Raw genomic sequence first — 26,624 nt, forward strand, 5'->3', positions numbered from 1 at the left:
CTAGCGCCCCCGCAGCGCCCGGGCCTCGATGTCGCGCAGCACCACCGAGGTGACGGCGTCGGGCGCGCTGCCGCTGCGGCGGCGCTCGAGGACCACGTCGCGCTCCGCGTCGTGCAGCGCGCGCAGCACCTCGGCGTGCCGCTCGAGGCGCGGGTCGCCGTCGGCGGCCGCCCGCCGCGCGTCGCGCCGCCACCCGTACGCCCGCCGCACCCGCTCCGCCTCCCCGGTCTCGACCCGGCCCTCGGCCACGAGGTCGTCGAGCCGGGCGAGCGCGGCGCGGGCGGCCTCGCCGCGCAGCCGCTCGACCTCGGCCGCCACGTCGTCCTCGCCGGTGACCCCGAGGGCCCGCACGACGGGGGCGAGCGTGGGGCCCTGCCCGAGCAGGGTGACGAGGACGACGGCGAGGGCGCAGACCTGCACGGTGCTGCGCCCCGGCAGGTCCTCCGGCAGGGCGAGCACGGTCGCGACGGTGACGACCCCGCGCATCCCGGCCCACGAGATGACCACGGACTCGCGCCACACCCCGCCCTGCAGGCGCCCGGCCCGGCGCAGGAGCAGCCCGGCGGGCGCGACCCACAGCAGCCGCGCGGCCGCCGCGGTGGCGCAGACGACCGCGGCGGCCGCGAGCTGGGTGCCGCCCGGCGGGCGGTCCTGCAGCACCTGCACGACCTCGGCGCCGACCAGGCCGAACGCGACGCCGGTCGCCGCGAGCTCGAGCGCGCCCCAGACGGCGCCGCCCTGCAGCCGCCCGGCCGGGGAGAGCGAGCCGGCGCCGAACTGGCCGACGTACAGGCCCGCCGCGATGACGGCGACGACGCCCGAGCCGCCGAGCAGGTCGATCGGGACGAAGGCGCCGTACGGCAGGAGCACCGTGAGCAGCACCTCCGCGCGGGGGTCGTCGAGGCGCTCGAGGAGGGCGCTGGCGAGGCGGCCGAGGGCGAGCCCGAGCAGCGCCCCGGCGACGGTGGACAGCAGGACGAGGCGCGCGGTGCCGCCGAGGGTCAGCGCGCCGCCGGCGGCGACGGTGAGCGCGGCCTGGAAGACGACGAGCGCCGTCGCGTCGTTGAAGAGGCCCTCGCCCTCCAGGTGGTCCAGCAGCCGCCGGGGCAGCCCGACCCGGCCCGCGACCGAGCTCGCGGCGACCGGGTCCGGCGGGGAGACGACGGCGCCGAGCAGCACCGCCACCGCCAGCGGGAGCGTCGGGTCGACGAGGCGCACGGCGAGGGCGACGGCGACCGTCGTGACGAGCACGAGGAGCACCGCGAGGCTGACGAGCGCCGCGGCGTCGCGGCGCAGCGCGCGGGTGCTGACCCGCGAGGCCGCGGCGAAGATGAGCGGCGGCAGCAGGACCGGCAGCACGAGCTCGGGGTCGACCTCGAGCCGCGGCACCGCGGGCACGAGCGCGAGCACGGCGCCGGCGCAGGTGGTGAGCACGGGGGCGGGCAGCCCGGTGCGCTCGGCGAGCGCCGGCAGCAGCGCGGCCGCGAGCAGGAGCAGCAGCAGCACCTCGAGGGTCCCCACGGGGCGGCAGGCTTCCCCGGACGGGGGCGGGCAGTCGCGCGGCGGTGCGGTCCCGGGCCGTCCGTCCCACCCGTGCGGAGCAACACCTCACGCAGAGTGACGCCGATCATCGAGGCATGGACACCACCCGCACCGGCGTCCCGGCGGCGACCTCGCCGGGCGACCCCGTGATGAGCCTGCTGGCCCACCACGTGCCGCTCACCCTGCTGCTCGACCTGTGCCTGGCCGACGGCCCGGCCTCGCGCGAGATCCTCGACGCCGAGGGCGTCCCGGCCGACGCCTGGTGGGCCGCCTGAGGGGCGGGGCGCGGCGGGGGCCGGTTTCGTGCGCGGGCCCCCTGCCTGCTAATGTCCTTCCTCGCACGCGCCGCTAGCTCAATGGCAGAGCAGCGGACTCTTAATCCGCGGGTTCGGGGTTCGAGTCCCTGGCGGCGCACCCGTGACGACCGGTGGGCGCCCTCCTCCTGGAGGGCGCCCACCGGCGTTCCCGGGCCCGTGCGCCCCTGCCGTCGTGACGCTGCGTCCCGGCGTTGACCCGTACGGGCGACGGGTCCGGCCCGCGCGCATGGCCCGGTGCCGCCCGGGGGACGACGAGGACCCAGAGGTCGCCCCGCCCGGGGGCGGCACCGGCACCGGAGGTCCCCGTGACGACCCGCACCATCGCCATCCTCGCGCTCGTGATCGCGGTGATCCTGCTGCTCGTGGTCCTCGGGGTCGTCTGAGCGACCCTGCGACCCTGCGACCCCGCGACCCCGCGGCCCCGCAGCGCCGCCGGGCCCTCAGGCCCGGCGGCGCAGCCGCAGCGGCAGCCCGTCGCGCGGGCGCAGCGTGACGAGCGCGTCGACGCCCACCCGGGCGCGCACCGCCTCGAGCCCGACCCGCCGCGCCAGCGCGGCGAGCAGCAGGGTGCCCTCGACGAGCGCGGCGCCCCGCCCGATGCACAGCCGGGGCCCTGCCCCGAAGGGCAGGTACGCCCCCCGCACGACCGTCCCCCGGCGCTCGGGCAGGAACCGCGCCGGGTCGAACCGCTCCGGGTCCGCCCAGGCCCCCGGGTGCCGGTGCACCACCCACGGGCTCACGATGACCAGGGAGCCGGCGGGCACCGCGTACCCGCCGACGACGTCGTCCTGCAGCGCCCGGCGGGTGACGACCCAGGCCGGCGGGAAGAGCCGCAGCGCCTCGTCGAGGACCGCGCGGGTGCGCACCAGGGCGGGCACGTGCTCGTGGCCGGGCACCTCGTCCGGGCCGAGCACGGCGTCGAGCTCCTCGTGCAGCCAGCGGGCCGCGGCGGGGTCGCGCGAGAGCAGGTGCCAGGTCCAGGTGAGCGCCGACGCCACGGTCTCGTGGCCCGCGACCAGCGCGGTGACGAGCTCGTCGCGCAGCTGCCGGTCGTCCATCGGCCCGTCGCCGTCGGTGGCGGCGAGCAGCAGGTCGAGCAGGTCCGGGTCGGCGCCCGCGGGCCGCGGCCCGCGGGCCCGGCGGGCGGCGACGACCCCCGCGAGGGTCCCGTCGATGGTGGCCAGGGCGCGGGCGAGGCGCCGGTCCCCGGGCAGCGGCACCCGCGCCGGCAGCGGCGTCCGCGCCCGCGCGACGACGACCTCGAGCGCGGCGAGCACCGCGTCGACGAGGCCCTGCGCGGTGCCCGCGCCGCCCCCGGCCCCGCCGGCCCCGGTCAGGTCCGCGCCGAAGAACGTCCCGCCCACGACGTCCAGGGTGGTGTGCATCATCGCGGCGTCGACGTCCACGACGGCGCCGTCGCGCACCCCCGCCCAGCGCTCGAGCTGGCGCCGCGCCGCGGCCCCCGTCCGCTCGGCGACGGCCACGAGGGTGCGGTCGTGGAAGGCGGGCTGGGCGAGCCGGCGCTGGCGCCGCCACAGCTCGCCGTCGCTCGTCAGCAGCCCCCGCCCCGACACCGCGCTGAGCGTGCGGTACTGCACCGTCGCCTTGTCGTAGGCCTTGTGCCCGTCCTGCAGGACCCGGCGCACCCCGTCCGGGTGGCTCACGAGGAACGTCGTGGGCCGCGGCACCGGGAACTGCACGACGTCGCCCCAGCGGCGCTGCACCTCCAGCAGGAACCCGGGCGCGTCCGCGCGGGTGCGCGGCACCGCGCGGAGCATGTCGAGCCCCTCGGGCCCGGGCGCGGTGCGCGGGCGGGTGCCCACCCTCCCCCGTACGGGGACCGGCGCGGGGTCCGCCGTCACAGGTAGAGGCCGGTGGCCCCGTCGCCGCCGTCCTCGAGCCGCTGCGCGGCCACCGCGTGCAGGTCGCGCTCGCGCAGCAGGACGTACTCGCGGCCGCCGACCTCGACCTCCGCCTTGTCCTCGGGGTCGAACAGCACGCGGTCCCCCGCCTGCACGCTGCGCGCGTGCGGGCCGACGGAGCGCACCTCGGCCCAGGACAGCCGCTTGCCCCGGCTCGCCGTCGCCGGGATGAGGATGCCGGCCGAGGAGCGCCGCTCCCCCGCCTCGGCGTCGACGAGGACCAGCACGCGGTCGTGCAGCATGCGCACCGGCAGCGCGGCGTCGTCGTCCCCCGGGGCGGGGCGGGTGCCCGGGCGGGTGCTGGTGGTGCGGTCGTCGGGGGCGCTCACCCGCTCGACGCTACCGTCACCAGCCGTACGACCCCGGGCCGCCCTTGACCGGCCCGCGGACCCAGGAGGTGACCCAGCCGCCGTAGAAGCCCCCGGGCTGCGGCCGGACGGGCTCGCCGTCGACGAGGCAGCGGTCCATCCGGTCCGCGTAGAGGGCGACGTGCCCGCGCAGCGCCGCGTAGCCGGGGACGGGGTCGGGGTAGTCCCAGCCGGCGTCCACCTCGCGGCGCCCGCCCGCCACGACGGTCCACGAGCGCGCCCAGCCCTTGTACTCGCACAGCGAGACGCGCCCGGCGCCGGGGACGAGGGCCCCGGGCGCGGCGTCGGCCAGCGGCAGGTAGTAGACGGGCGGGTGGCTCGTCTCGAGCACCCGCAGCGCGTCGCGGGTCTCGACGACCACGACGCCGCCGAGCTCGACGACGACGTGGCGCCCCGCCGGCTCCAGGCGCGGGGGGCGGGGGTAGTCCCAGACGCTCTCCTGCCCGGGGCCGGCCGGCTCGGGCACGACCCCGGGCGGGAGCGCCCTGCTCACGGCCGCCTCAGCGCCGGCGGGCGCGCACCACGCGCACCGTGACGATGAGCAGCACGACGCCGGCGACGGCGCCGAGGCGCTCGTAGCGCGGCTGGCCGGTCACCGGGTCGACGACCTGGGCGCGCGCGGACTCCTTGGCCCGGGCGAGGAGGGTCTTCGGCGCGACCCGCTCGGCGATGTCGTCGACGGTGCCGGCGAGGCGGGCGCGCGTCGCCTTGATGTCGCGCTCGATCTGCTCCGGGGAGCGGTTGGGGCGCGGGCCGGTCGGCTCGGGTCCGAGCGGGCCTCCTCGCGCCTGCAGGGTCAGGTCCGAGGAGCTCTGCTCGGCCACGGGCACCTCCGTCGTCGTCGGGCGCGCAGGGGCGCGCGGTGGTCGGCTCGGTCGCCGACCCTAGCGCTTGCTCTGCCCCCGTCAGGCCGGGCCCATGCCCCCGGCGCGGCCCCCGCGGGCCGGCGGGCGCACGGCCCGCGGGTCGAGGCCGAACGGCAGCTCGAGGCGGTGCCGGCGCAGCAGCTCCGCGTCGGCCAGCAGGTCGGGGGTGGGCCCGTCGGCGACGACGGTCCCGCCGGACAGGACGACCGAGCGGGGGCACAGCTCGAGGGCGTACGGCAGGTCGTGGGTCACCATGAGCACGGTCACGTCGAGGCCGAGCAGGACCTCGGCGAGCTCGCGGCGGCTGGCCGGGTCGAGGTTGCTCGACGGCTCGTCGAGGACGAGCACCTGCGGGCGCATCGCCAGCACCGTGGCCACGGCGACGCGGCGGCGCTGCCCGAAGCTCAGGTGGTGCGGCGGGCGGTCCTGCACGCCCTGCATGCCGACCGCCGCCAGCGCCTCGGCGACCCGCGCGTCGAGCTCGGCGCCGCGCAGCCCGGCGTTCGCCGGGCCGAAGGCCACGTCGTCGCGCACGGTCGGCATGAACAGCTGGTCGTCGGGGTCCTGGAAGACGACGCCCACGCGCCGGCGGACCTCCGCGACCGCCGCGCGGTCGCGCGGGTCCAGGCGCAGGCCGCCGACCTGCACCGTGCCGGCCCCGCCGGTGAGGATGCCGTTGAGGTGCAGGACCAGGGTCGTCTTGCCGGCGCCGTTGGGCCCGAGCAGGGCGACCCGCTCCCCCGGCGCGAGCTCGAGGTCGACGCCGAAGAGGGCCTGGTGCCCGTCGGGGTAGGCGTAGGCGAGCCCCTCGACCCGCAGCGCGGGCACGGTCACGCGAGGGTCGTGGCGAGCGCGGTGGCGAGCAGGACCGCGAGGGCGCCGGCCGGGAGGAGCGCGGCGCGCAGGGCGTCCGCACGGCGGGTGGGGGCCTCGTCGAGCACCGGCATGGAGCCCGTCCAGCCGCGGGACAGCATCGCCAGGTGCACGCGCTCGCCGCGCTCGTACGACCGGACGAAGAGCGCGCCCGCCGACCGGGCGAGCACGGGGGCGTGGCCGAGGTGCCGCGCCTGGAAGCCCCGCGAGGCCCGGGCCACGCGCATCCGGCGCATCTCGGCGAGCACCACGTCGCCGTAGCGGACCATGAACGAGGCGATCTCCACGAGCAGGGGCGGCACGCGCAGGCGGCGCAGGCCGAGGAGCAGCTCGCGCGGCGGCGTGGTGAGCGCGAGCAGCACCGACGCGGCGACGCCGAGCGTGCCCTTGGCCAGCAGCGCGCCCGCGGCGGCGAGCCCGCTGCTCGACACGGCGACGCCGAGCACCTCGGTGCGGGGCCCGGTCGCGACGAACGGCAGCAGCAGCGCGAAGACGACGAACGGCACCTCGACGAGCATCCGGCGCAGCAACGCCGCGGGCCGCACGCGCGCCAGCACGGCGACGGCGACGAGCAGGGCGGCGTAGCCGGCGAACGCCGGGGCGAGCGACCAGGGCGTCGCCACCACGACCGCGACGAAGCCGAGCAGCGCCGGCACGGCGAGGTGCGCCGGCAGCGCGCTCACCGGGTCCTGCGGCCGGGCGGCGGCCGGTGCCGGGCGGGCCGCCCGCACCGGGCCGTGCGCGTGGGCGACGGCCACTCAGACCCCCGCCCGCTCCCGCTCGCCCCGGGGCGCGGCCGCGTCGGGGCGCCGGGCCGCGACGAGGCGGAAGAGCAGCGTGCCGACGATCACCACGACGGCGACCCCGAGGACCCCGGCCACGCCCACCGGGATGCCCCCGACGGCGCCGTAGTCCCCGAGCCCCCAGGTCACCGCGTGCTCCCGGGCCGTGTCGAGGAAGCCGCGGTCCTCCGCCACGCGCTCGAGCCCGTCGGGGCTGGAGCTGGCCCAGGCGCTGACGACCCCCGCGAGCAGCAGCGTCACCGCGGTGCCGCCGAGCAGGACGCCGCGCCGCCCGACGCGGCGGGGGGCCGCCACCGGCACCGGGGCGGAGGTCTCGCGGCCCTGCGCGTCGCGCAGCACGAGCGCCGGGGCGAGCCCGCGCGCGGCGCGCACCAGGTCGGGCCGCACGGCGACGACGGCGCTCACGGTGAGGCCGGTGATGACCGCCTCGCCGACGCCGATGAGCAGGTGCCAGCCGACCATCGTCGCGAGCAGGGTGCCGACCGGGAGGTCCGCGGCGCCGCCGACGGCGAAGAGGCCGGCGAAGACGGCGGCCGCGACGGGCACCGAGACCAGGGCGCCGAGCGCCGCGGCGGGCACGACCGAGCGGGGCCGGCGCGGCAGCACCGCGAGCGCGGCCCGGGTGACCGCCCAACCCACGACGACGGTGACCACGCCGATGAGCAGGACGTTCGTGCCCAGCGCGGTCGTGCCGCCGTCGGCGAAGAGCAGCGCCTGCACGACGAGCACGACGGTGAGGCACAGCAGCGCCGTCCAGGGGCCCACGAGCACGGCGGCCAGCGCCCCGCCCATGAGGTGCCCGCTCGTCCCGACGCCGACGGGGAAGTTGAGCATCTGGACCGCGAAGACGAACGCGGCGGTGAGCCCCGCGAGCGGCGCGGTGCGCTCGTCGAGCTCGGCCCGGGAGCGGCGCAGGGCCGCACCGACCGCGCCGGCGGCGACCACCGCGGTGGCGGCGGACGTCGGGACGTCGAGGAAACCGTCGGGGACGTGCATGGGGGACCTCCTGCCTCCGCGCTGGAGCATAGGCCAGCCGCTCGCACCTGCGAAACCCTCGCAACAAGCCGGTGCGCGCCCGCGCGGCCGGTCCCCTACGGTGGCGCCGCGCGCCCCGGCGGCCGCTGTCCCGGCAGCGGCACCCGCAGACCCCCGCAGACACCCCGCAGCCACCCCGAACCCACCCGCAGACACCCAGGAGCGACCCCGTGAGCAGGCTCGAGCCCGGCGACCAGGCCCCCGACTTCACCCTCCCCGACGCCGACGGGCAGCCGGTGGCGCTGTCGTCGCTGCGCGGGCGCAAGGTCGTCGTCTACTTCTACCCGCGGGCCATGACCCCGGGCTGCACCACGCAGGCCTGCGACTTCCGCGACAGCCTCGCGTCGCTGCAGGGCGCCGGGTACGCCGTGCTCGGCGTCTCCCCCGACGAGCCGGCCGAGCTCGCCCGCTTCCGCGAGCGCGACGGCCTCACCTTCCCGCTGCTGTCCGACCCCGGGCACGAGGTCATGGAGGCGTGGGGCGCCTGGGGCGAGAAGCAGAACTACGGGCGCACCGTCACCGGCACGATCCGCTCGACCGTCGTGCTCGACGAGCAGGGGGTCGTGCAGCGGGCCATGTACGGCGTCAAGGCCGCCGGCCACGTGGCCCGCCTGCGCAAGGAGCTGGGCGTCGACGCCTGACGCGGCGCTGGCCCGCCGCGCCCGCCGCGCCGGGTGCGCACGGCGTACCCTCGCGGCCGGGCGGGAGTGGCGGAACCGGCAGACGCGCGGGACTTAGGATCCCGTGCCCTCGGGCGTGAGGGTTCGAGTCCCTCCTCCCGCACCAGCGCGCGAGCAGCGACGGCCGGCCCCCTCGCGGGGACCGGCCGTCGCTGCGCCGGTGGTCAGCCCGCCGGCGGGGTGAGGACGCCGTCGATGAGGTAGACCGTGGCGTTGGCGGTCTGGACGCCGCCGCAGACCACGTCGGCGTCGCCGACCTTGAGCATGTCTCCGCTGCCGGTCACCTCGACCTGCTGGCCCTGCACCGTGGTCTGCGCGCCGACGACCTGCTCGGGCGAGAGCCGGCCGGGCACGACGTGGTACGTCAGCACCTCGGTCAGGGCGGCGCTGTCGGTCTTGAGCGCCTCGAGGGTCGCGGGCGGGACCTGCGCGAAGGCGTCGTCGACGGGGGCGAAGACCGTGAACTCGCCGCCGTTGAGCGTGTCGACGAGGTCGACGTCCGGGTTGAGCTGGCCGCTCACGGCCGACACGAGGGTGGTGAGCAGGGGGTTGTTGCTCGCCGCGGTCGCCACCGGGTCCTGCGCCATGCCCTCGACCGAGCCGGCACCGGTCGGCACCTGCGCGGCGTAGTCGGCGCAGCCCGGGCCGACGAGCCCGCCGGCCATGGCCCCCTCCATCGGGGTCTCCGTGCCGTCCTCCGACGGGGTCGCCATCGGCGTCCCCATCGGCTGCTCCATCGACGTCTCGGGCGCGGTCGACCCGCTGCCCGTGGAGCTCTCGGCGTCGTCGCCGCAGGCGGTGAGCCCGAGCGCGAGGACGGACAGGGCGGCGGCGGCGGTGAGGCGCGTGCGGATCATGGGTGTCCTCCTCGGGGGAGCAGCAGGACGCTGCTGCTGGCTTCGTGGTGCGTGTGCTTGCTTGCGGTGGTGGTTCGGTGCTGCGCGCCCGACGGATGGGTCCCGCCGCTCAGCCGCCGGTGACGACGACGCTGTGCCAGCCCGTCGACCCGGACGGGAACGGGGTGGCGCGCTCCTCCACCTGCACGACGCCGTCCGCGTCCGTGGCCCGGACCTGCAGGGTGTGGCTGCCGCCGCCCTCGACGGCCCAGGGCCACACCCACTGGCGCCACGTGTCGTCCCCGGCGGACGCGCCGAGGCGGGCCTCCTGCCACGGGCCCCCGTCGACCCGCACCTCGACCCGCGCGATGCCGCGGGTCTGCGCCCACGCCACCCCCGCGACGGGCACGGTGGTGCCGGGCTCGACCCGGGCGAAGGCCTTCGGGGTGTCGATCCGGGACGACACCTTGATCGGCGCCTCCTCGGCCCACCCCCGGTCGACCCAGTACGCGTCGTACGCGTCGAACGTCGTCAGCTCCAGGTCGACGAGCCACTTGCAGGCCGAGACGTAGCCGTACAGCCCCGGCACGACCATGCGCACGGGGAAGCCGTGCTGCGCCGGCAGCGGCTCACCGTTCATCCCCACGGCCAGCAGGGCGTCGCGCCCGTCCATGACGGCGGACACCGGCGTGCCGATGGTCATCCCGTCGACGGAGCGCGCGACGAGCTGCGTGGCCCCCGAGCGCACGCCCGCCTCGGCGAGCAGGTCCGCGAGGGGGGCGCCGAGCCAGCGGGCGCTGCCGACGAGCGGGCCGCCGACCTCGTTCGACACGCAGGTCAGGGTGATGTCGCGCTCGAGGAGCGGGCGGGCGAGCAGCTCGGCGAAGTCCAGGCGCAGCTCGCGCTCGACCATGCCGTGCACCCGCAGCGACCAGTCCTCGGCCCGCACCTGCGGCACGACGAGCGCGGTGTCGACGCGGTAGAAGGACCGGTTCGGCGTGACGAAGGGCGCCACGCCGTCCGCGGCGACCTCGACGCCCGCCGGCAGCGGTGGTGCCGGGCTCGCGGGGCGCGGCAGCCGTACGGCCGCGCGGGAGGCGGCGGCGTCCGAGCGGCGCAGCAGCACCCGGCCGAGCCCGCCGGCCGCCACCGCGACGACGCCGGACCAGAGGCCCGCGAGCAGCAGGCCCCGCCGGTCGAGCCCGCCCCGGCGGTCGCCGGCGGCGAGGCGCTCGCGCACCCGTCGCGCCCCGGGCACCGCCCGCCGCGCCCCGCTGCGGTCCACCGGCCGACCGGGCACGGCGGACACCAGCAGCACGTGCAGGGCGGCGGCGCCCGCGAGGGCGCCGGCGAGCGAGGGCAGCGCGTCGAGCGGCTGCGCCTGCGGGCGGCTGAGCGCCGCCGCCGCGCCGACCGCGCCCAGGAGGGCCACGCCCGCGTACCCGACCCGCAGCCGCCGCACGGCGACCGCGCCCAGCGCGGCGGCGACGAGCACGAGGACGACGAGGATGCCGCCGACGAGCACGGCCTTGTCGTCCTCGCCGAACCGGCGGATCGCGTACTCCTTGAGCCAGCGCGGCGTCCGGTCCACGAACGCCCCGCCGACGACCACGACGGGCGACGCGGTGCGCCCGACGAGCGCGGCGGCCAGCTCGGCGACCCCGAGCGTGACGGCCGCGGCGAGCACCCCGCACAGCGCCCCCGCCGCGCGCACGCCCCGAGCGCTGCTCGCGGGCTGCTGCGGTGCCGGACGGGCCTGCTGGTCGGTGCTCACGCCCCTGGTTCGCCGCCACCGCCCCCCGCGGACGGGTGGCGTCCGCCACTGCGCCTCCGGGGGATCCGCAGAAGGCGCCCTCCTCGCGCCTCTAGCGCGAGAAGGGCGCCTTCTGCGGATCCCCAGGGCCCGCTCAGCCCGCCAGCACCGCCGCGACGTGCGGCGCGAGCCCGCGGAACGCGCGCCCGCGGTGGCTCATCGCGTCCTTCTCCGCCGGGTCGAGCTCGGCGGTGGTGCGCACCTCGCCCTCGGGGACGAACGCCGGGTCGTAGCCGAAGCCGCCGGCCCCGCGCCCCTCCCGGGCGAGGGTGCCGCGCAGCACGCCCTCCACGACGCGCTCCTCGCCCGCCGGCGTGACGAGCGCGGCCGCGCAGACGAAGGCCGCGCCCCGGCGCTCGTCCGGCACGTCGGCCGTCTGGGCGAGCAGCAGCGCGAGGTTGGCCGCGTCGTCGCCGTGCCGCCCCGCCCAGCGGGCGGAGAAGATGCCGGGCATGCCGTTGAGCGCGTCGACGGCGATGCCGGAGTCGTCGGCGACGGCCGGCAGCCCGGTGGCCCCGACGAGGGCGCGGGCCTTGAGCAGCGCGTTCTCGGCGAAGGTGGCGCCGATCTCGGCGACGTCGGGCACGTCCGGGAAGTCCAGCGCGCTGACGAGCTCCACGTCGAGCCCGGCCGCGCCGAGGATGCGGCGCAGCTCCTCGACCTTGTGGGCGTTGCGGGTGGCGAGCACGAGCCGAGTCACGAGGCCAGCGCCTCCCGCTGCAGGCGCGCGAGCTCGGCGCACCCGCCCTCGGCCAGGCCCAGCAGCACGTCGAGCTCTGCGCGGTCGAACGGCGCCCCCTCCGCGGTGCCCTGCACCTCGACGAACCGCCCGTCGCCGGTCATGACGACGTTCATGTCGGTCTCGGCCCGCACGTCCTCCTCGTACGGCAGGTCCAGGCGCGCCTCGCCGTCGACGATGCCGACGCTCACCGCCGCCACCGACCCGGTCAGCGGCTGCCCCGGCAGCTTCGTGCGCGCGCCGAGCCAGGCGACGGCGTCGGCGAGGGCGACGTACGCCCCGGTGATGGCGGCGGTGCGCGTCCCCCCGTCGGCCTGCAGCACGTCGCAGTCGAGGACGATGGTGTTCTCGCCCAGCGCCCGGTAGTCCACGACGGCGCGCAGCGAGCGCCCGACCAGCCGCGAGATCTCGTGCGTGCGCCCGCCGACGCGGCCCTTCACCGACTCGCGGTCGCCGCGCGTGTTCGTCGCGCGCGGCAGCATCGCGTACTCCGCCGTCACCCAGCCGAGCCCGGAGCCCTTGCGCCACCGCGGCACGCCCTCGGTCACGCTCGCGGCGCACAGCACGCGGGTGCGCCCGTACTCCACGAGCACGGAGCCCTCGGCGTGGTCGAGCCACCCCCGGGTGAACCTCACGGGGCGGAGCTGGTCGGGGGCGCGGCCGTCGGGTCGGGTCATGCGACCGACCCTAGAGGCGCCCTCAGACCTCGTACGACGCGCCCGGCTGCGCGAGCTCGACCGGGCCGTCGTACACGCCGTCGGTCTCGGCGAGGGTGCGCATCCGGTCGTTCCACGGCGGGATGTGGGTGAGCACGAGCCGCCCGACGCCCGCGCGGGCGGCGACCTGCGCGGCCCGCCGGCCCGTGAGGTGCAGGTCCGGCACCGCGTCGCGGCCCTCGTGGAAGGCGGCCTCGCAGAGGAAGAGGTCGGTCCGGTCGGCGAGCGCGGACAGCGCGTGGCAGTCGTCGCTGTCCCCCGAGTACGTCAGCGACCGGCCGGCGTGCTCGAGGCGGATCCCGTACGCCTCGACGGGGTGGTTGACCCGCGCGACCGTGACGGCGAACGGCCCGAGCGCGCGGCTGCCCTCCTGCCAGTCCTGGAAGTCGAACTCGCCGTGCATGCCCGGCTGCGGCTCGAGGTCGTACGCCCGCGCCATCCGGTCCGCGGCCCCGGCCGGCGCGAGGACGGGGATGCGCCGGCGCGGCCCGTCCGGGTGGTACCTGCGCGCCACGTAGAACGGGCAGAGGTCCAGGCAGTGGTCGGCGTGCAGGTGGGACAGCAGGACCGCGTCGACGTCGTCGAGGGGCAGGTACCGCTGCAGGGCGCCGAGCGCGCCGTTGCCGAGGTCGAGCAGCACGCGGAACCCGTCGGCCTCGACGAGGTAGCAGGAGGCGGGCCCGTCGGGGCCGGGGAACGACCCGCTGCACCCGACGACCGTGAGCCTCACGCGAGGGCCCCGGCGGCGGCGCCGAGCCCGATCTCCGGGCCGAGGAAGCGCTGGCCGAGCTCGGTGAAGAGCCGGACGTCGCCGGTCGCGGTGAACGTGTGCACCGGCGGCGGCAGCGCCGGGTCGCGCAGCAGGTCGCCCTCGACGAGCACCTTGTAGACGTCCTTCGCCGTCTCCTCGGCGCTGCTGACGAGCGTGACGCCGCTGCCCATGACGTACGAGATGACGCCGGTGAGCAGCGGGTAGTGCGTGCAGCCGAGGATCAGCGTGTCGACGCCCGCGGCGGCGACCGGGTCGAGGTACTCGTGCGCGACGCGCAGCAGCTCCGGGCCGCTCGTCACGCCCTGCTCGACGAACTCGACGAAGCGCGGGCACGCCTGCGTGGTCAGGGTGATGCCGACGTTGCCGGCCATGGCGTCGTCGTACGCCCGGCTCGTGCGCGTGGCCTGCGTGCAGATGACCCCGACCCGCCCCGAGCGGGTGGCGGCGGCGGCGGTGCGGACGGCGGGCAGGACGACCTCGACGACCGGCACGTCGTAGCGCTCCCGGGCGTCGCGCAGCACCGCGGCGGACGCGCTGTTGCAGGCGATGACGAGCGCCTTGACCCCGCCGTCGTGCACGAGGTGGTCCATGACGTCCAGCGCGTACGCCCGCACCTGCGCGATGGGCTTGGGCCCGTACGGCTGGTGGGCCGTGTCGGCGACGTAGTGCACCTGCTCGTGGGGCAGCTGGTCCAGGACCGCGCGCGCCACGGTGAGCCCGCCGACCCCGGAGTCGAAGATGCCGATGGGTGCGTCCGCCACGAGGACCGAGGGTAGGCGCCGCGCCGCGGCCCGTCGCCGGTCCGGGAGCGTGTCGTCCGCCACGCCCCGCCCCCGCGGGCTAGGCCCAGAGGCTCCCCTCGAGCGCCTCCTCGGCCTCCTCGAGCGTGCCGGCGTACGCCCCCGTCGAGAGGTACTTCCACCCGGCGTCGCAGACGACGAACGCGATGTCGGCGCGCTCCCCCGCCTTGACGGCCTTCGCGGCGACGCCGAGGGCCGCGTGCAGGATCGCGCCGGTGGAGATGCCGGCGAACACGCCCTCCTGCTCCAGCAGCTCGCGGGTGCGGCGCACGGCCTCGCGCGGGCCGACGGAGAAGCGGGTGGTGAGCACCGAGGCGTCGTACAGCTCGGGGACGAAGCCCTCGTCGATGTTGCGCAGGCCGTAGACCAGCTCGCCGTAGCGCGGCTCGGCCGCGACGACCCGGATGCCCGGGACCTTCTCGCGCAGGTACCGCCCGACGCCCATGAGCGTGCCGGTGGTGCCGAGGCCCGCGACGAAGTGCGTGATCGTCGGCAGGTCCGCGAGGATCTCCGGCCCGGTGGTCTCGTAGTGCGCGAGCGCGTTCGCCGGGTTGCCGTACTGGTAGAGCATCACCCAGTCGGGGTTCTCCTGCGCCAGGCGCTTGGCGACCCGCACCGCCTCGTTGGACCCGCCGGCCGCCGGCGACGGGACGATCCGCGCGCCCCACATCTCGAGCAGCTGGCGCCGCTCGACCGAGGTGTTCTCCGGCATCACCATGACGCACGAGTAGCCGCGCAGCTTGGCCACCATGGCCAGCGCGATGCCGGTGTTGCCCGAGGTCGGCTCGAGGATCGTCGCCCCCGGCCGCAGCAGGCCCGACCGCTCCGCCTCCTGCACCATGCGCAGCGCGGGCCGGTCCTTGACCGAGCCCGTCGGGTTGCGGTCCTCGAGCTTGGCCCAGAGGCGCACCTCGGGCGAGGGCGAGAGGCGGGGCAGCCCGACGAGCGGCGTGCCGCCGAGGGAGTCCAGGAGCGAGTCGAACCGCACGGCTCAGCCGCCGGCGACGGCGGGCAGGACCGTCACGTTGTCGCCGTCGGCGACCGGGGTCTCGAGCCCGCCGAGGAACCGGACGTCCTCGTCGTTGAGGTAGACGTTGACGAAGCGGCGCAGCTTGCCGTCCTCCACGAGGCGCCCGCGGATGCCGGGGTGCTGCGCGTCGAGCACGGCGAAGACGTCGTCGAGCGTGCTCGACCCGCCGTCGGCCTCGACGGCCACGGCCTTCGCGCCGTCGGTGTAGGTGCGCAGGATCGTCGGGATGCTGACGTCGATGGCCATCGGCCGCTGCTCCAGGTGCTCGTACGGGTCGTCCAGGGGGGCCAACCGGGCCCGTCCCGTCCGCTATTCCACCGCGCCGTAGGCCTCGACGACCCGCACGGGCTCCTCCGTGACCTCGCCGTCGACGATGCGGAAGGAGCGGAACTCCTCCACGGCGGGGTCGCGGGTCGAGACGAGGACGTAGTGGGCGCCCGGCTCGGAGGCGTACGAGACGTCGGTGCGCGACGGGTACGCCTCGGTCGCGGTGTGCGAGTGGTAGACGACGACCGGCTCCTCGTCGTTGGCGTCCATCGCGCGGTAGAGGCGCAGCAGGTCCATCGAGTCGAACTCGTAGAACGTGGGCGAGCGGGCCGCGTTGGCCATCGGGACGAAGCGGGCCGGCCGGTCCGAGCCCGCGGGGCCCGCGACGACCCCGCAGGCCTCGTCGGGGTGGTCGGCGCGCGCGTGCGCCCAGATCGCGTCGTACGTCGCCCGGTCGATGGTCAGCACGGGGCGAGGGTAGGCGGTCTAGTCCAGGGCGTGGACGAGGGAGTCCTGCATCATGGTCAGCAGGTCGTAGACCGCGACGGCGTACGCCCGCGGGTCGTCCTCGGCGAGGTCGGCCAGGTCCGCCTCCCAGTCCTCGGTGATGTGCAGGCGCTCGCCCATGGCCAGGCGCAGGTCGTTGAGCGTGCCGAGCCAGGCGACGGCCGCCCCGCGGTCGAGGGTGCGCCGGCCGGGGCCGTCGTCCAGGGTCGCCAGCGCGGTGCGGGCCGCCGCGGTCTTGCGCTCGCGCAGCGAGGCCTCGGTGTAGCGGCGGAAGTCCGACGCGGCGTCGGGGTCGTCGCGGTAGGCGTCGGGGAACAGCCGGGCCAGCGCCGGGTCCTCCGGGCGCCGGGTCTCGGTGCCGATGCCGACCATGGCCGCCAGCGGGTCGGCGGCTTCGCCGTCGTCGCGCGTGGCCAGGAGCTCGAGCAGCTCGCCGAGCAGCTGGCGCAGGACCGTGACCTCGACCTCGGTGAAGGACACGCTGACGCCGCCGCGCGAGGCGCGGAACCTGCCGCCCACTCAGTCGTCCTTCTGCAGGGTCGCCCACAGCCCGTAGCCGTGCATGGCCTCCACGTCGCGCTCCATCTCCTCGCGGGTGCCGCTGGACACCACGGCGCGGCCCTCCTGGTGCACGTCGAGCATGAGCTCGTCGGCCTTCTCCCGGCTGTAGCCGAAGTGGGTCCGGAAGACCCAGCTCACGTAGCTCATGAGGTTCACCGGGTCGTTCCAGACGATGCACACCCAGGGGTGGTCGGGGGCGACGACGCCCTCCGCGACGGGCTCGTCGAGCTCCACCGGGGCGGTGGAGGCGAGCACGGCGGGGGCGGTCACGGCCCCAACTCTAGGCTGGCCCCGTGACGGCCTCCCCCGCCCTGCTCACCGACCACTACGAGCTGACCATGCTCCAGGCGGCGCTGCGCGCGGGCACGGCGCACCGGCGCTCGGTCTTCGAGGTCTTCGCCCGCCGCCTGCCGCCGGGCCGCCGCTACGGCGTCGTCGCGGGGACGGGCCGCCTCCTCGAGGCGGTCGCGCGCTTCCGGTTCGGCCCCGACGAGCTGGCCCAGCTCGAGCGCGCGGGCATCGACCGCGAGACCCGCGACTGGCTCGCCGACTACCGGTTCTCCGGCGATGTCTGGGGCTACGCCGAGGGCGAGTGCTTCTTCCCGGGCTCGCCGGTGCTCGTCGTCGAGGCGCCCTTCGCCGAGGCCGTGCTGCTGGAGACGCTCGTGCTCAGCGTCCTCAACCACGACAGCGCCGTGGCCTCGGCGGCCAGCCGCATGACGTGCGCGTCGAGCGGGCGCCCGTGCATCGAGATGGGCTCGCGCCGCACTCACGAGGAGGCCGCGGTGGCGGCGGCGCGGGCGGCGTACGTCGTGGGCTTCGCGGCCACGAGCAACCTCGAGGCGGGGCGCCGGCACGGCATCCCGACGACGGGCACCAGCGCGCACGCCTTCACGCTGCTGCACGACACCGAGCGCGAGGCCTTCGCCGCCCAGGTGGCCGCGCTCGGCACGGGCACCACCCTGCTCGTCGACACGTACGACACCCTCCGGGGCGTCCGCACCGCCGTGGAGGTCGCGGGCCCGGGGCTCGGCGCGGTCCGCCTGGACTCCGGCGACCTCGCGATCCTCGCCCACGAGGTGCGCGCCGAGCTCGACCGGCTCGGCGCGACCGGCACCCGCATCGTCGTCACGAGCGACCTCGACGAGTACGCCATCGCCGCGCTCGCGGCCGCGCCCGTCGACGGGTACGGCGTCGGCACCCGCCTGGTCACCGGCTCCGGCGCCCCGACGGCCGGCATGGTCTACAAGCTCGTGGCGCGCGCCACCTCGGACGACCCGGCCGCGCCGCTCGTGCCGGTCGCCAAGCGGTCCGCGGGCAAGCCGTCGGTGGGCGGGCGCAAGCACGCCGCGCGCCGGTACGACGCCGCCGGCACCGCCGTGGCCGAGCTCGTCACCCCGTCGGCGGTGGCCGGCGACGGGGTGCGCGACCTGCTGGTGCCCCTCGTCCGCGGCGGCGAGGTGCTGGCCCGCGAGGACCTCGAGGCCGCCCGCGCGGTGCACCGGCGGTCGCTGGGCGAGCTGCCCCGCGAGGCGAAGCAGCTGTCCGAGGGCGACGCGGCCCTGCCGACGCTCAGCAGCCCGGACCAGCCGCTGCCGGAGGGCTGAGCGCCCTCAGCCGGGCACCGACAGCGACACCCCGACGTCCCCGGCGGGGTCCTCCCACCGGTGCCGCACCCGCAGCCCCGCGGCGGCCAGCTCGCCCTCGACCCCGCCCCGGCGGAACTTCGAGGACACCTCGGTACGGATCTCCTCCCCCTCGGCGAGGTCGACCTCCAGGCCCAGCGCGCGCACGTGTGCGCGCTGGGCGCGCCGCGAGCGCAGCAGCATCTCGGTGCGCTCGTGCTCGGGCACCCACCGGGCGACGTGGTCGAACGCGTCGGGGTCGAGGTCGGCGTCGAGCTCCCGGTCGATGACGGCGAGGACGTTCTTGTGGAACGCCGCGGTCACGCCGCGCGCGTCGTCGTACGCCGCCTCGAGCCGCGCCACGTCCTCGACGAGGTCGGTGCCGAGCAGCAGGGCGTCGCCGGGGCGCAGGGTCGCGGCGAGCCCCGCGAGGAAGCGGGCCCTGGGCTCGCTGCCCCGGGCGTCGTAGGACCACGTCGCCGGCAGCGCCTTCGGGGTGGCCGTGAGCCCGCGCCGCACGTCGGCGCGCAGCGCCTCGCGCCTCGCCGCCGGGTCCAGGCGGGTGTCGAGGACGACGGCGCTCACGGCGCCGCCGCCAGTTGCGTGACCGCGAGCCCGTCGGGCGTCGCCTCGACGAGGTGCCGGTCCGGTACGTCCTCCCAGCGCGGGTCGTCGTCCCAGGGCTCGCTGGCGAGCACGAGGCCGTCCTCGAGGCGCAGCAGGCTCAGGGTGTCCCCCCACGTCGTGGCCAGCACGCGCCGGCCGTCGGTCGCCAGGACGTTGAGCCGCGCCGCGGGGTCGCGGCCACCGACCTCGGCGACCACCTCGCCGAGCCGCTGCGGCCCGCGCCGGGCGAGCAGGGCCGCGAGCAGGGCGGAGTCGCACGCCGACTCCGCCGTCGCGGCCGGGACGTCGAGCAGCGTCCGGTCGACGACGCCGTTGTGCGACACGAGCCAGCCGTCGGCGAGGAAGGGGGCCGCGGCGCTCGCCTCGACCGGCATCCCGACGGTCGCCGAGCGGACGGCCGCGATCGCGCAACCGCTGTCCAGCACCGGCGCCACCGAGGCGAACGACGCGTCCGACCACAGGGGGCCCGCCGACCGCCAGCGGCGCGGGACAGCGCTTCCCGGCGCGAAGAAGCCGACGCCCCAGCCGTCGGCGTTGACCGTGCCGCGCCGCTGGCGGCGCGGCGCGTACGACTGCTGCAGCAGCCCGTGCGGGCGCTCCAGCACGAGCGAGGCGATGCTGCGCGGGCGCCCCAGCCAGGCGAGGTGGCGGCACATCAGGCGTCCCACGCCAGCCGCACGCCGGTGAAGACCTGCCGGCGCACCGGGTGGTCCCAGTTGCGGAAGCTCGGGCGCACCGACGCCGGGGCGGTCGCCCACGACCCGCCGCGCAGCACCCGGTAGTCCCCGCCGAAGAAGGGGGCGCTGTAGTCGGCGTAGAGCATCGGGGCGAAGCCGGGCCACGGCTCGAAGCCCGAGGACGTCCACTCCCACACGTCGCCGACCATCTGCTCGACCCCGTACGCCGACGCCCCCGCCGGGTAGGCCCCGACCGGCGCGGGGCGCAGCGCGGTCTGCCCGAGGTTGGCCCGGGTCGGGTCCCACGGCGCGTCGCCCCAGGGCCAGCGGCGGCGGCGCCCCAGCGCCGGGTCCCACGCGCAGGCCTTCTCCCACTCCTGCTCGGTCGGCAGCCGGGCGCCGGCCCACGCGGCGTACGCCTCGGCCTCGAAGAACGTCACGTGCTGCACCGGTTCGTCGTCCGGCACCTCCTCGACGACGCCGAACCGGCGCCGGGCACCGCCCTCGTCCCAGGACCCCGGGCGCTCGAGCCCGGCGGAGCACCGGTGCTCCCACCCGCGGGCGGACCACCAGCGCGGCTCGGCGTACCCGCCGTCCTCGACGAACGCGCGCCACTCCCCGTTGGTGACCGGGACCCTCCCGATGCGGAAGGCGGGCAGGTCGACGACGTGGGCGCCGCGCTCGTTGTCGAGCGACCACGGCTCGTCCCGCGCGTCCACGCCGAGGACGAACGGCCCGGCCGGCACGAGGACGGGCCCGCGGTCCACGGGCCGCCCCGCCGGCAGGGCGGTCCCGGCGAGCACGGGCAGCCCCCGGCGCAGCTGGTGGGTCGCGAGCATCGTCTCGACGTGCTGCTCCTCGTGCTGGAGCACCATCGCGTGCGGGAAGAGGTCGCGCGCGCCGTCCAGCGCGTCGAGCACCCGGTGCCGCACCTCCCCGAGGTACGCCCGCGCCTCCCGCGGCGGGAGCAGCGGCAGCGACGGCCGCACGGCGCGCGGGTGCTCGAAGGCGTCGTACAGCCGCTCGACCGTCGCCGGGACGAGACCCTGGCGCCGGCCGTCACCGCCGCGCAGCAGCCAGAGGTCCTCCTGCTGGCCGATGTGCGCCAGGTCCCAGACGAAGGGGCTCATGAGCGGGCTGTGCTGGGCGAGCAGCTCCGGCTCGTCGAGGTCGGTGACCGCCAGCGTCCGCCCCCGCGCCGCCTCGAGCGCGCGCGCCACCTGCTCCGCCGTCCCGCCGACGTGGTCCACCGCCGTCATCCCCGCGCCTCCTCCTCCAGCACCGCGAGCGGGCCGTCGCGCCGCACCCGCTCCTGCACCGCGTCGCCGGGGCAGCGCCCGGCCTCCACCAGCTCCGCCAGGTCCTCCAGGTCCTCGCGCAGCGCCGGCGGCGCCGCGCGCACCGCGGCGGCCAGGCACGTACGGGCCGCCCGGTGCAGCCCGGGGTCGGCGAGCCCGCGCCGGGCCGCGGTCGTCCACGCCCCGGCCACCGGCGCGCACGCCGCAGCGGCCTCGCCGGCCGCGCACGGGTCGTCGAGCAGCAGCGCGCCGAGCGCCGCCAGCGCCGGCCACCACCGGACCGGCGCGGCGTCGAGGTAGCGCAGCTCGAGGAACCCCTTGAGCCGGACCGGGGGGAAGAGGGTGGTCAGGTGGTAGTCGAGGTCGTCCGCGCGCACGGGCCGCCCGCACCGCGGGTCGCCGTCGAGCCAGTCCGCGAAGGTGGCCCCGCTCGTCACGGGTGCGGCGCCCCCGTCGCCGCGCACGAGCATGACGGGGGCGAGCAGGGCGTACTCGGCCCACTCGCGCACCGGGTCGCGCCCGGCGAGGATCGGCCCGCAGCGCGCCTGGTCGAGCCGGCCCCAGGTGCGCTGGCGGGTCGAGCGCCAGCCGGTGGCCCGCCCGTCCTCCACCGGGGAGCACGCCGAGACCGCCACGAGCACGGGACCGACGAGGTGCGCCAGCGCGACCCGGTCCGCCCAGCCCGCGGCGGGGCCGGCGTCGAGGTTGAGCTGCAGCGACGCGGTGCCGCACATCATCCGCGCGCCCTCCGGGCCGCAGCCGCGCGCGGCCCAGTGCCGCTCCATCGCGGCGTACCGCGGCGCCGGGTTGCACCGCCGCGGCGGCCTGGCCGGGTCGGCGCCGAGGCTCGCCAGGCCCAGGCCCTGCCCGCGCAGCCCCGCGCGCAGCGCGTCGTCGTCCCGCCGCAGGGCCGACACGGCGGCGGCGACGTCGTCGTACGGCGGGGTCGACAGCTCGACCTGCCCGCCCGGCTCGAGCGAGACGGCGCTGCCCCCCGGCATCGGCGGGAGCGCGGCGACGGCGGCCAGCAGCCGGTCCCAGGCGACGGGTCGGGCCGGCGCGGCGAGGTCGACGAGGTGCTGCTCGAGCTCGAGGCCGACCCGGCGGGTGGTGGTCGGGCGCAGCGCCACCGCGGCGACGCGCTCGCGCGCCCGCGCGAGGTCGAGCGCGGCGGTGCCCTGCGCGGCTGCGGCCACTCCGCCCCCTCCAGGTCCGGGCCGGCGGCCGGGACCGGTCGCCGCGGGTCGGTGCGGGGGCGGTCCTGGCGGACCGCCTCACGGGCGATCCTGCGCCGTGACGCACGCCTCGCGCAACCACCGCGCAAACCGCTGGCGCCCGGGGCGCCGGCGGTCGTACGGTGGGCCCGATGCGGAACGAGACCGTTCCGTTTCGTCCAGGAGGAGGGGAGGTGACCGGCACGTGACACCGCCGGGACGCCAGCGCGACGCCTCGCGCGACCCCGAGATCCTGCGCACCACCCTGGCGCTGCTGCAGGAGGTCGGCTACGACAAGCTGACGATGGACGCCGTCGCCGCGCGGGCCCGCGCGGGCAAGGCGACGCTCTACCGCCGCTGGGCGTCCAAGGCCGACCTCGTCGTCGACGCCATGATCCTGTGGCACGAGGAGGCGGGACCGCCCGACGAGCCCGTCGACACCGGCTCGCTGCGCGGCGACCTGCAGGCCCTGTGCTGCGGGTCGTCCAAGCTCAGCGACCCGCGCACGCGCTCGATCTTCCTCGGCCTGCTCACCGCCCTGCACCGGGACGAGGAGCTGGCCACCGTCTTCCGGGCCCGGCTCGTGGCGGCGCGCGACGCGCAGCTGCGCGGCGCCTTCGAGCGGGCCGTCGCCCGCGGGGAGGCCCACCCGGGCGCCGACGTCGGGCTGCTCGCCACGACCATCCCCGGCCACGTCCTGTTCGCCAGCCTCACCGGTCCGACGCCCGCCGACCAGGCGTACGTCCTGCGGGTCATCGACAACGTCGTCCTGCCCGCCGCCCTGCACGGCCCCGCCCCCGCGTGCGGGGGCCCGGCCCACGACGACACCACCCCGCACGAGGAGACCCATGTCCACCAGTAGTCCGCCCGCGCCGGGGGCCGACGTCCCGGCGCAGGCCCCCGCGCGCCTCGGCGTCGCGCTCTTCGTCATCGCCATGGCGCAGCTCATGATCGTGCTCGACGCGAGCATCGTGAACATCGCGCTGCCCAGCATCCAGACCGCGCTCGACTTCAGCGGGGCGAACCTCGCCTGGGTCGTCAACGGCTACACGCTCGCCTTCGGCGGGCTGCTGCTGCTCGGCGGGCGCGCCGGCGACCTGTTCGGGCGCCGCCGCGTCTTCGTCGCCGGCATCCTGCTGTTCACCGTCGCCTCGCTGCTCGGCGGCTTCGCGCAGGGCGAGGCCTCGCTCATCGCGGCCCGCGTGCTCCAGGGCGCGGGCGCGGCGATCGCCTCGCCGACGGCGCTGTCCCTGATCACCACGACGTTCCCGGAGGGCGCGCCGCGCAACAGGGCCATGGCCGTGTACGCCGCCATGTCCGGCGCGGGCGCCGCCGTCGGCCTCATCGCCGGCGGGCTGCTCACCGACTACCTCGACTGGCGCTGGACGCTCTGGGTCAACGTGCCGATCGGCCTGGCCGTCGCCTTCGTGGCGCCGCGCGTGCTCGTCGAGTCCGAGCGCGAGACCGGGCGGATCGACCTCCCCGGCGCCGTCACCGGCACCCTGGGCCTCACCGCCCTCGTGTACGGCATCACCCGGGCCGCCGAGGAGGGCTGGGGCGACGGCACCACGCTCGCGCTGTTCGCCGCCAGCGCGCTCGTGCTCGCGGCGTTCGTCGTCATCGAGGCGCGTAGCCCGCACGCCCTCATGCCGCTGCGCCTCTTCCGCAACCGGAACCGCTCCGGCTCCTACGGCGTCATGCTCCTCGTCGGCGGCGCGCTGTTCTCCTCGTTCTACTTCATCTCCCTCTACCTGCAGCAGATCCTCGGGTACGACCCCATCGAGGCCGGCCTGGCGTTCCTGCCTTTCACCGTCGGCATCGTCGTGGGCGCGGGGCTCGCCTCGCAGCTCGCGACGCGGGTCGCCCCGCGGGTGCTCGCCGGCACCGGCCTCGCGCTGGCCGCGGTCGGGCTGTTCCTCTACACCGGGCTCGAGCCGGACTCCTCGTACGTCGGGGGCCTCCTGCCGTCGCTGCTCGTCACCTCGGTCGGCATGGGCCTGACCTTCGTGCCGCTGACGCTGACCGCGGTCTCGGGCGTGGCGCGCGAGGACTCCGGCATCGCCTCGGCGCTGCTCAACACCGCGCAGCAGGTCGGCGGGTCGCTGGGCCTCGCGGTCCTGGCGACCGTCGCGACCTCCCGGTCCGACGCGCTGCTGCCGCAGGCCGACGTCGCGTTCTTCCAGGGCCTGGCCACCCAGGACCTGGCCCTCGTCGGCCGGGCCGCGGACGCCCTCACCGATGGCTACACCCGCGCGTTCCTCGTCGGCTCGGCGATGGTCGTCGTCGCGCTGCTGCTCACCCTGGCCGCGGTCAACGCCCGCCGCCAGGAGGTCGCCCCCGAGGGCGGTACGCCGGTCCACGTGGGCTGACCCAGCCCCCTCGCCCGCGCGCCGGCCGCGCGGGCCGCGCCACCAGGAGCCCGGTCCCCGCATGGGGGCCGGGCTCCTGGGCACAGGGGCGTCCGTGACAGCGCGCAGCAGGGGCGTCTTCCGGACCAAGAGCGTCGAGCAGACGCTCCGCGACACCGACGAGCCGGGCCGCCGGCTGCACCGCACCCTCAAGGCGCGGCACCTCATGGCGTTCGGCGTCGGCATCGTCATCGGCACGGGCATCTTCACCCTCACCGGGCAGCAGGCGGCGACCAACGCCGGGCCGGCCGTCGTGGTGAGCTTCCTCGTCGCGGGGCTGGTGAGCGCGCTCGCCGCCCTCTGCTACGCGGAGCTGGCCTCGACGGTCCCCGCCGCGGGCAGCGCCTACACCTACAGCTACGCCACCCTGGGCGAGCTCGTCGCCTGGATCATCGGGTGGGACCTGGTGCTGGAGTTCGCGCTCGGCGCGGCCGTCGTGGCCCGCGGGTGGTCCTCGTACCTCGCCGGGCTGTTCGACCTGCCCCCCGAGCTGTTCACCGAGGAGGCGCCGGTGAACGTCGGCGCCATCGTCGTGGTGCTCGCGCTCGGGGTCGTCGCCGCCGTGGGCATCCGCGAGAGCGCGCGGCTCACGTCGCTGCTCGTCGTCGTGAAGGTCGCGGTGTGCGTCTTCGTCATCGTGCTCGGCGCGCTGTACGTCAAGGCGTCCAACCTCACCCCCTTCGTGCCGGAGAGCCGGCCGGCGGAGGCGGCGTCGGGCCTGGACCGCCCGCTGGTGCAGGCGGTGCTCGGCATCGACCCGGTGGCCTTCGGCATCGGCGGGGTCCTCGCCGCGGCCGCGGTCGTCTTCTTCGCCTACACCGGCTTCGAGGCGGTGTCGGGCCTGGCCGAGGAGACCGAGGACCCGCAGCGCGACCTCCCGCGCGGCCTGCTCGGCACCCTGGCCCTGTGCACGCTGCTCTACGTCGGCGTCGCCCTCGTCATCACCGGCATGGTCCCCTTCACGGACCTCGACACCGGCTCGCCCCTCGCCGACGCGTTCCGCCTGGTCGGGGCCGGCTGGGCGGCGGACCTCATCGCCGTGGCGGCCGTCGCGGGCCTCACCTCGGTGATCCTCGTCGACATCGTCACCATGGCCCGCATCGGCTTCGCCATGTCGCGCGACGGCCTCCTGCCGCGTGCGGTGGGGGCGGTGCACCCGCGCTGGGGCACCCCGTTCGCCCTCACCCTCGGCATCACCGGCTTCGTGGCGCTGCTCGCCGGCTTCGTCCCGCTCGGCGCCCTCGCCGAGATGGTGAGCATCGGCACGCTCTTCGCGTTCCTGCTGGTGTCGGTCGGCGTCGTCGTCCTGCGCCGTACGCGCCCCGACCTGCACCGCTCGTTCCGCGTCCCGCTCTCCCCCTGGCTGCCGGCGGTGTCCGCCCTGGCCTGCGTCTGGCTCATGACGAACCTCGCCGTCGCCACCTGGCTGCGCTTCCTCGTCTGGCTCGTCCTCGGCCTGGCGGTCTACGTCCTGTACGGCCGCACCCGCTCCCGCCTCGCCCAGGCCGAGGCCACCGCCGCCCCCACCCCCTGAGCCCCGGGCGCCCCTGCCCCCCGGCCGCGATCATGCACCTGCCCGGCGTGATCATGCACCTGCCCCGCCGTGCTGGAAGGGCCGGGAGCGGGCGTACCGCGTCCGCCCGGCGGCTCGACCTCGACCTCGCCCGGCACGACCGGCCGCACGGGGGTAGCTGGGGCCGACCCGAGGACCAGCGCGCTGCCGCCCCCGCTGACTCCCGAGTCCCCCGTCGTCGATCCCGGGCAGCCGCCGGGAGCATGGGTGCGACGCGACGGTGCGAGTTGCCGTGACGGGGCTGCCATGGCGGCGTGACCCTGCAAGAGCGTGCTGCCTCACCGCTGCGATCATGCGGTTCCCCGGCGGGGGGTCGAGCCGCATCAGGTTCCGGGATCATGCACGGCCGGGGGCCGCGGCAACGCGGGGCGCTGGGCGGTGCGGGTGCGCGGCCCTGGGGTGGGAGGGGTCGCTGGTCCCAGGAGCGGCCTGGTCTCTCCTGGGGCTCCCGGTCGAGTGCATGATCGCGGCCAGTGCGGTGCATGATCGCGGCCAGGCTGAGGGGCCCGGCTTACGCAGCTCTTCGGCGCCGATCACGCAGTCCCCCGGCGCCGATCACGCAGTCCCCCGGCGCCGATCACGCAGTCCCCCGGCGCTGATCATGTAGTTCACCGGCGCTGATCATGCAGATCTCCGGCGGTGATCATGTAGTACCCCGGGGCCGATCATGCGCCCGTGGTGCTGCCGACGGCAGGGCATAGCCCGGTCGATGCAGCAGACGCAGGAGCCGGCCGGTGGTTGACGTCGTGCCGTGA

General features: G+C 77.0%; 29 protein-coding genes, 2 tRNA genes and 1 pseudogene. 9 read left to right on the top strand and 23 right to left on the bottom strand.

The window, feature by feature from the left end; translation table 11 throughout:
• On the bottom strand, positions 1-1,521 hold the full coding sequence (locus D5H78_RS08060) for a cation:proton antiporter (protein ID WP_119949862.1): 1,521 nt from the start codon (positions 1,519-1,521) through the stop codon (positions 1-3).
• A gap of 116 nt (positions 1,522-1,637) precedes the next feature.
• Between D5H78_RS08060 and D5H78_RS08065 the strand changes: the two genes are divergently transcribed.
• From D5H78_RS08065 to D5H78_RS08075, 3 genes are all read left to right on the top strand, one after another.
• The gene (locus D5H78_RS08065) at positions 1,638-1,817 is read left to right on the top strand and encodes a hypothetical protein (protein ID WP_119949863.1); all 180 of its coding nucleotides are present in this window, start codon (positions 1,638-1,640) and stop codon (positions 1,815-1,817) included.
• A gap of 67 nt (positions 1,818-1,884) precedes the next feature.
• Positions 1,885-1,956 (top strand) — tRNA-Lys (locus tag D5H78_RS08070).
• 94 nt (positions 1,957-2,050) lie between these two features.
• A complete protein-coding gene (locus D5H78_RS08075) occupies positions 2,051-2,242 on the top strand; it encodes a hypothetical protein (protein WP_119949864.1) in 192 nt (63 codons plus the stop codon).
• 57 nt (positions 2,243-2,299) lie between these two features.
• On the opposite strand, the gene D5H78_RS08080 is transcribed toward D5H78_RS08075, so the two are convergent.
• The 7 genes from D5H78_RS08080 to D5H78_RS08110 form a co-directional block, all read right to left on the bottom strand.
• Positions 2,300-3,682, bottom strand: a complete 1,383-nt coding sequence (locus D5H78_RS08080; protein WP_119949865.1) for a cytochrome P450 — start codon at positions 3,680-3,682, stop codon at positions 2,300-2,302.
• A gap of 35 nt (positions 3,683-3,717) precedes the next feature.
• The gene (locus tag D5H78_RS08085) at positions 3,718-4,023 is read right to left on the bottom strand and encodes a GroES family chaperonin (RefSeq protein WP_119949968.1); all 306 of its coding nucleotides are present in this window, start codon (positions 4,021-4,023) and stop codon (positions 3,718-3,720) included.
• 103 nt (positions 4,024-4,126) lie between these two features.
• Positions 4,127-4,642, bottom strand: a complete 516-nt coding sequence (locus D5H78_RS08090) for a DUF427 domain-containing protein (protein ID WP_218566356.1) — start codon at positions 4,640-4,642, stop codon at positions 4,127-4,129.
• A gap of 7 nt (positions 4,643-4,649) precedes the next feature.
• Entirely contained in the window at positions 4,650-4,973 is a 324-nt protein-coding gene (locus D5H78_RS08095) for a DUF3618 domain-containing protein (protein ID WP_218566357.1), read from the bottom strand.
• 81 nt (positions 4,974-5,054) lie between these two features.
• Positions 5,055-5,849: an energy-coupling factor ABC transporter ATP-binding protein gene (locus D5H78_RS08100; protein ID WP_119949866.1), complete on the bottom strand. Its 795-nt coding sequence runs from the start codon at positions 5,847-5,849 to the stop codon at positions 5,055-5,057.
• Complete coding sequence (gene cbiQ / locus D5H78_RS08105; protein WP_218566358.1) at positions 5,846-6,646, bottom strand: cobalt ECF transporter T component CbiQ; 801 nt, start codon at positions 6,644-6,646, stop codon at positions 5,846-5,848. The genes D5H78_RS08100 and cbiQ overlap by 4 nt, the downstream gene beginning before the upstream one ends.
• Positions 6,647-7,687: an energy-coupling factor ABC transporter permease gene (locus D5H78_RS08110; RefSeq protein ID WP_119949867.1), complete on the bottom strand. Its 1,041-nt coding sequence runs from the start codon at positions 7,685-7,687 to the stop codon at positions 6,647-6,649.
• 209 nt (positions 7,688-7,896) lie between these two features.
• On the opposite strand from D5H78_RS08110, the gene bcp reads away from it, so the two are divergent.
• Positions 7,897-8,367, top strand: coding sequence for a thioredoxin-dependent thiol peroxidase (gene bcp / locus D5H78_RS08115; protein WP_119949868.1), 471 nt, complete (start codon positions 7,897-7,899; stop codon positions 8,365-8,367).
• A gap of 60 nt (positions 8,368-8,427) precedes the next feature.
• Positions 8,428-8,512: transfer RNA gene (locus D5H78_RS08120), tRNA-Leu, on the top strand.
• 58 nt (positions 8,513-8,570) lie between these two features.
• On the opposite strand, the gene D5H78_RS08125 is transcribed toward D5H78_RS08120, so the two are convergent.
• From D5H78_RS08125 to clpS, 11 genes are all read right to left on the bottom strand, one after another.
• The gene (locus D5H78_RS08125) at positions 8,571-9,263 is read right to left on the bottom strand and encodes a fasciclin domain-containing protein (protein ID WP_119949869.1); all 693 of its coding nucleotides are present in this window, start codon (positions 9,261-9,263) and stop codon (positions 8,571-8,573) included.
• 109 nt (positions 9,264-9,372) lie between these two features.
• Positions 9,373-11,016, bottom strand: a complete 1,644-nt coding sequence (locus D5H78_RS08130; protein ID WP_119949870.1) for a molybdopterin-dependent oxidoreductase — start codon at positions 11,014-11,016, stop codon at positions 9,373-9,375.
• Between the two features lie 133 nt (positions 11,017-11,149).
• Positions 11,150-11,755: an RdgB/HAM1 family non-canonical purine NTP pyrophosphatase gene (gene rdgB, locus D5H78_RS08135; RefSeq protein ID WP_119949871.1), complete on the bottom strand. Its 606-nt coding sequence runs from the start codon at positions 11,753-11,755 to the stop codon at positions 11,150-11,152.
• Positions 11,752-12,471, bottom strand: a complete 720-nt coding sequence (rph, locus tag D5H78_RS08140; RefSeq protein WP_119949872.1) for a ribonuclease PH — start codon at positions 12,469-12,471, stop codon at positions 11,752-11,754. Before rph ends, rdgB begins: the two co-directional genes overlap by 4 nt.
• 22 nt (positions 12,472-12,493) lie before the next feature.
• Positions 12,494-13,240: an MBL fold metallo-hydrolase gene (locus D5H78_RS08145; protein ID WP_119949873.1), complete on the bottom strand. Its 747-nt coding sequence runs from the start codon at positions 13,238-13,240 to the stop codon at positions 12,494-12,496.
• A complete protein-coding gene (murI, locus tag D5H78_RS08150; protein WP_119949972.1) occupies positions 13,237-14,043 on the bottom strand; it encodes a glutamate racemase in 807 nt (268 codons plus the stop codon). The genes D5H78_RS08145 and murI overlap by 4 nt, the downstream gene beginning before the upstream one ends.
• Before the next feature lie 79 nt (positions 14,044-14,122).
• Positions 14,123-15,070: a PLP-dependent cysteine synthase family protein gene (locus tag D5H78_RS08155; RefSeq protein WP_119949874.1), complete on the bottom strand. Its 948-nt coding sequence runs from the start codon at positions 15,068-15,070 to the stop codon at positions 14,123-14,125.
• Between the two features lie 3 nt (positions 15,071-15,073).
• A complete protein-coding gene (locus D5H78_RS08160) occupies positions 15,074-15,358 on the bottom strand; it encodes a MoaD/ThiS family protein (protein WP_119949973.1) in 285 nt (94 codons plus the stop codon).
• A 63-nt stretch (positions 15,359-15,421) separates the two neighbouring features.
• Positions 15,422-15,847: a M67 family metallopeptidase gene (locus D5H78_RS08165; RefSeq protein ID WP_119949875.1), complete on the bottom strand. Its 426-nt coding sequence runs from the start codon at positions 15,845-15,847 to the stop codon at positions 15,422-15,424.
• A gap of 18 nt (positions 15,848-15,865) precedes the next feature.
• Positions 15,866-16,405, bottom strand: a complete 540-nt coding sequence (locus D5H78_RS08170; protein ID WP_119949876.1) for a DUF2017 domain-containing protein — start codon at positions 16,403-16,405, stop codon at positions 15,866-15,868.
• Positions 16,406-16,717, bottom strand: coding sequence for an ATP-dependent Clp protease adapter ClpS (clpS, locus tag D5H78_RS19975; protein ID WP_245941618.1), 312 nt, complete (start codon positions 16,715-16,717; stop codon positions 16,406-16,408).
• A 68-nt stretch (positions 16,718-16,785) separates the two neighbouring features.
• Between clpS and D5H78_RS08180 the strand changes: the two genes are divergently transcribed.
• Positions 16,786-18,054: a nicotinate phosphoribosyltransferase gene (locus tag D5H78_RS08180; protein ID WP_218566380.1), complete on the top strand. Its 1,269-nt coding sequence runs from the start codon at positions 16,786-16,788 to the stop codon at positions 18,052-18,054.
• 6 nt (positions 18,055-18,060) lie between these two features.
• Here the strand turns inward: D5H78_RS08180 and D5H78_RS20535 are convergent.
• The 4 genes and pseudogenes from D5H78_RS20535 to egtA all read right to left on the bottom strand — a co-directional run.
• Positions 18,061-18,519 (bottom strand): annotated as a pseudogene (locus D5H78_RS20535) (L-histidine N(alpha)-methyltransferase); the annotation flags it as partial.
• Between the two features lie 134 nt (positions 18,520-18,653).
• The gene (egtC, locus tag D5H78_RS08190) at positions 18,654-19,355 is read right to left on the bottom strand and encodes an ergothioneine biosynthesis protein EgtC (RefSeq protein ID WP_119949878.1); all 702 of its coding nucleotides are present in this window, start codon (positions 19,353-19,355) and stop codon (positions 18,654-18,656) included.
• Complete coding sequence (egtB, locus tag D5H78_RS08195; RefSeq protein WP_119949879.1) at positions 19,355-20,635, bottom strand: ergothioneine biosynthesis protein EgtB; 1,281 nt, start codon at positions 20,633-20,635, stop codon at positions 19,355-19,357. The genes egtC and egtB overlap by 1 nt, the downstream gene beginning before the upstream one ends.
• Complete coding sequence (gene egtA, locus D5H78_RS08200; RefSeq protein ID WP_119949880.1) at positions 20,632-21,870, bottom strand: ergothioneine biosynthesis glutamate--cysteine ligase EgtA; 1,239 nt, start codon at positions 21,868-21,870, stop codon at positions 20,632-20,634. Before egtA ends, egtB begins: the two co-directional genes overlap by 4 nt.
• 223 nt (positions 21,871-22,093) lie before the next feature.
• Here egtA and D5H78_RS08205 point away from each other — a divergent pair, with 223 nt between their 5' ends.
• The 3 genes from D5H78_RS08205 (at position 22,094) to D5H78_RS08215 (ending at position 25,830) form a co-directional block, all read left to right on the top strand.
• A complete protein-coding gene (locus D5H78_RS08205) occupies positions 22,094-22,750 on the top strand; it encodes a TetR/AcrR family transcriptional regulator (protein ID WP_218566360.1) in 657 nt (218 codons plus the stop codon).
• The gene (locus tag D5H78_RS08210; protein ID WP_119949881.1) at positions 22,737-24,257 is read left to right on the top strand and encodes an MFS transporter; all 1,521 of its coding nucleotides are present in this window, start codon (positions 22,737-22,739) and stop codon (positions 24,255-24,257) included. The genes D5H78_RS08205 and D5H78_RS08210 overlap by 14 nt, the downstream gene beginning before the upstream one ends.
• Before the next feature lie 94 nt (positions 24,258-24,351).
• Complete coding sequence (locus tag D5H78_RS08215; protein ID WP_218566361.1) at positions 24,352-25,830, top strand: amino acid permease; 1,479 nt, start codon at positions 24,352-24,354, stop codon at positions 25,828-25,830.
• The last annotated feature ends 794 nt before the right edge of the window (positions 25,831-26,624 follow it).

Source organism: Vallicoccus soli (assembly GCF_003594885.1).
In the GTDB taxonomy this organism is placed as follows: domain Bacteria; phylum Actinomycetota; class Actinomycetes; order Motilibacterales; family Motilibacteraceae; genus Vallicoccus; species Vallicoccus soli.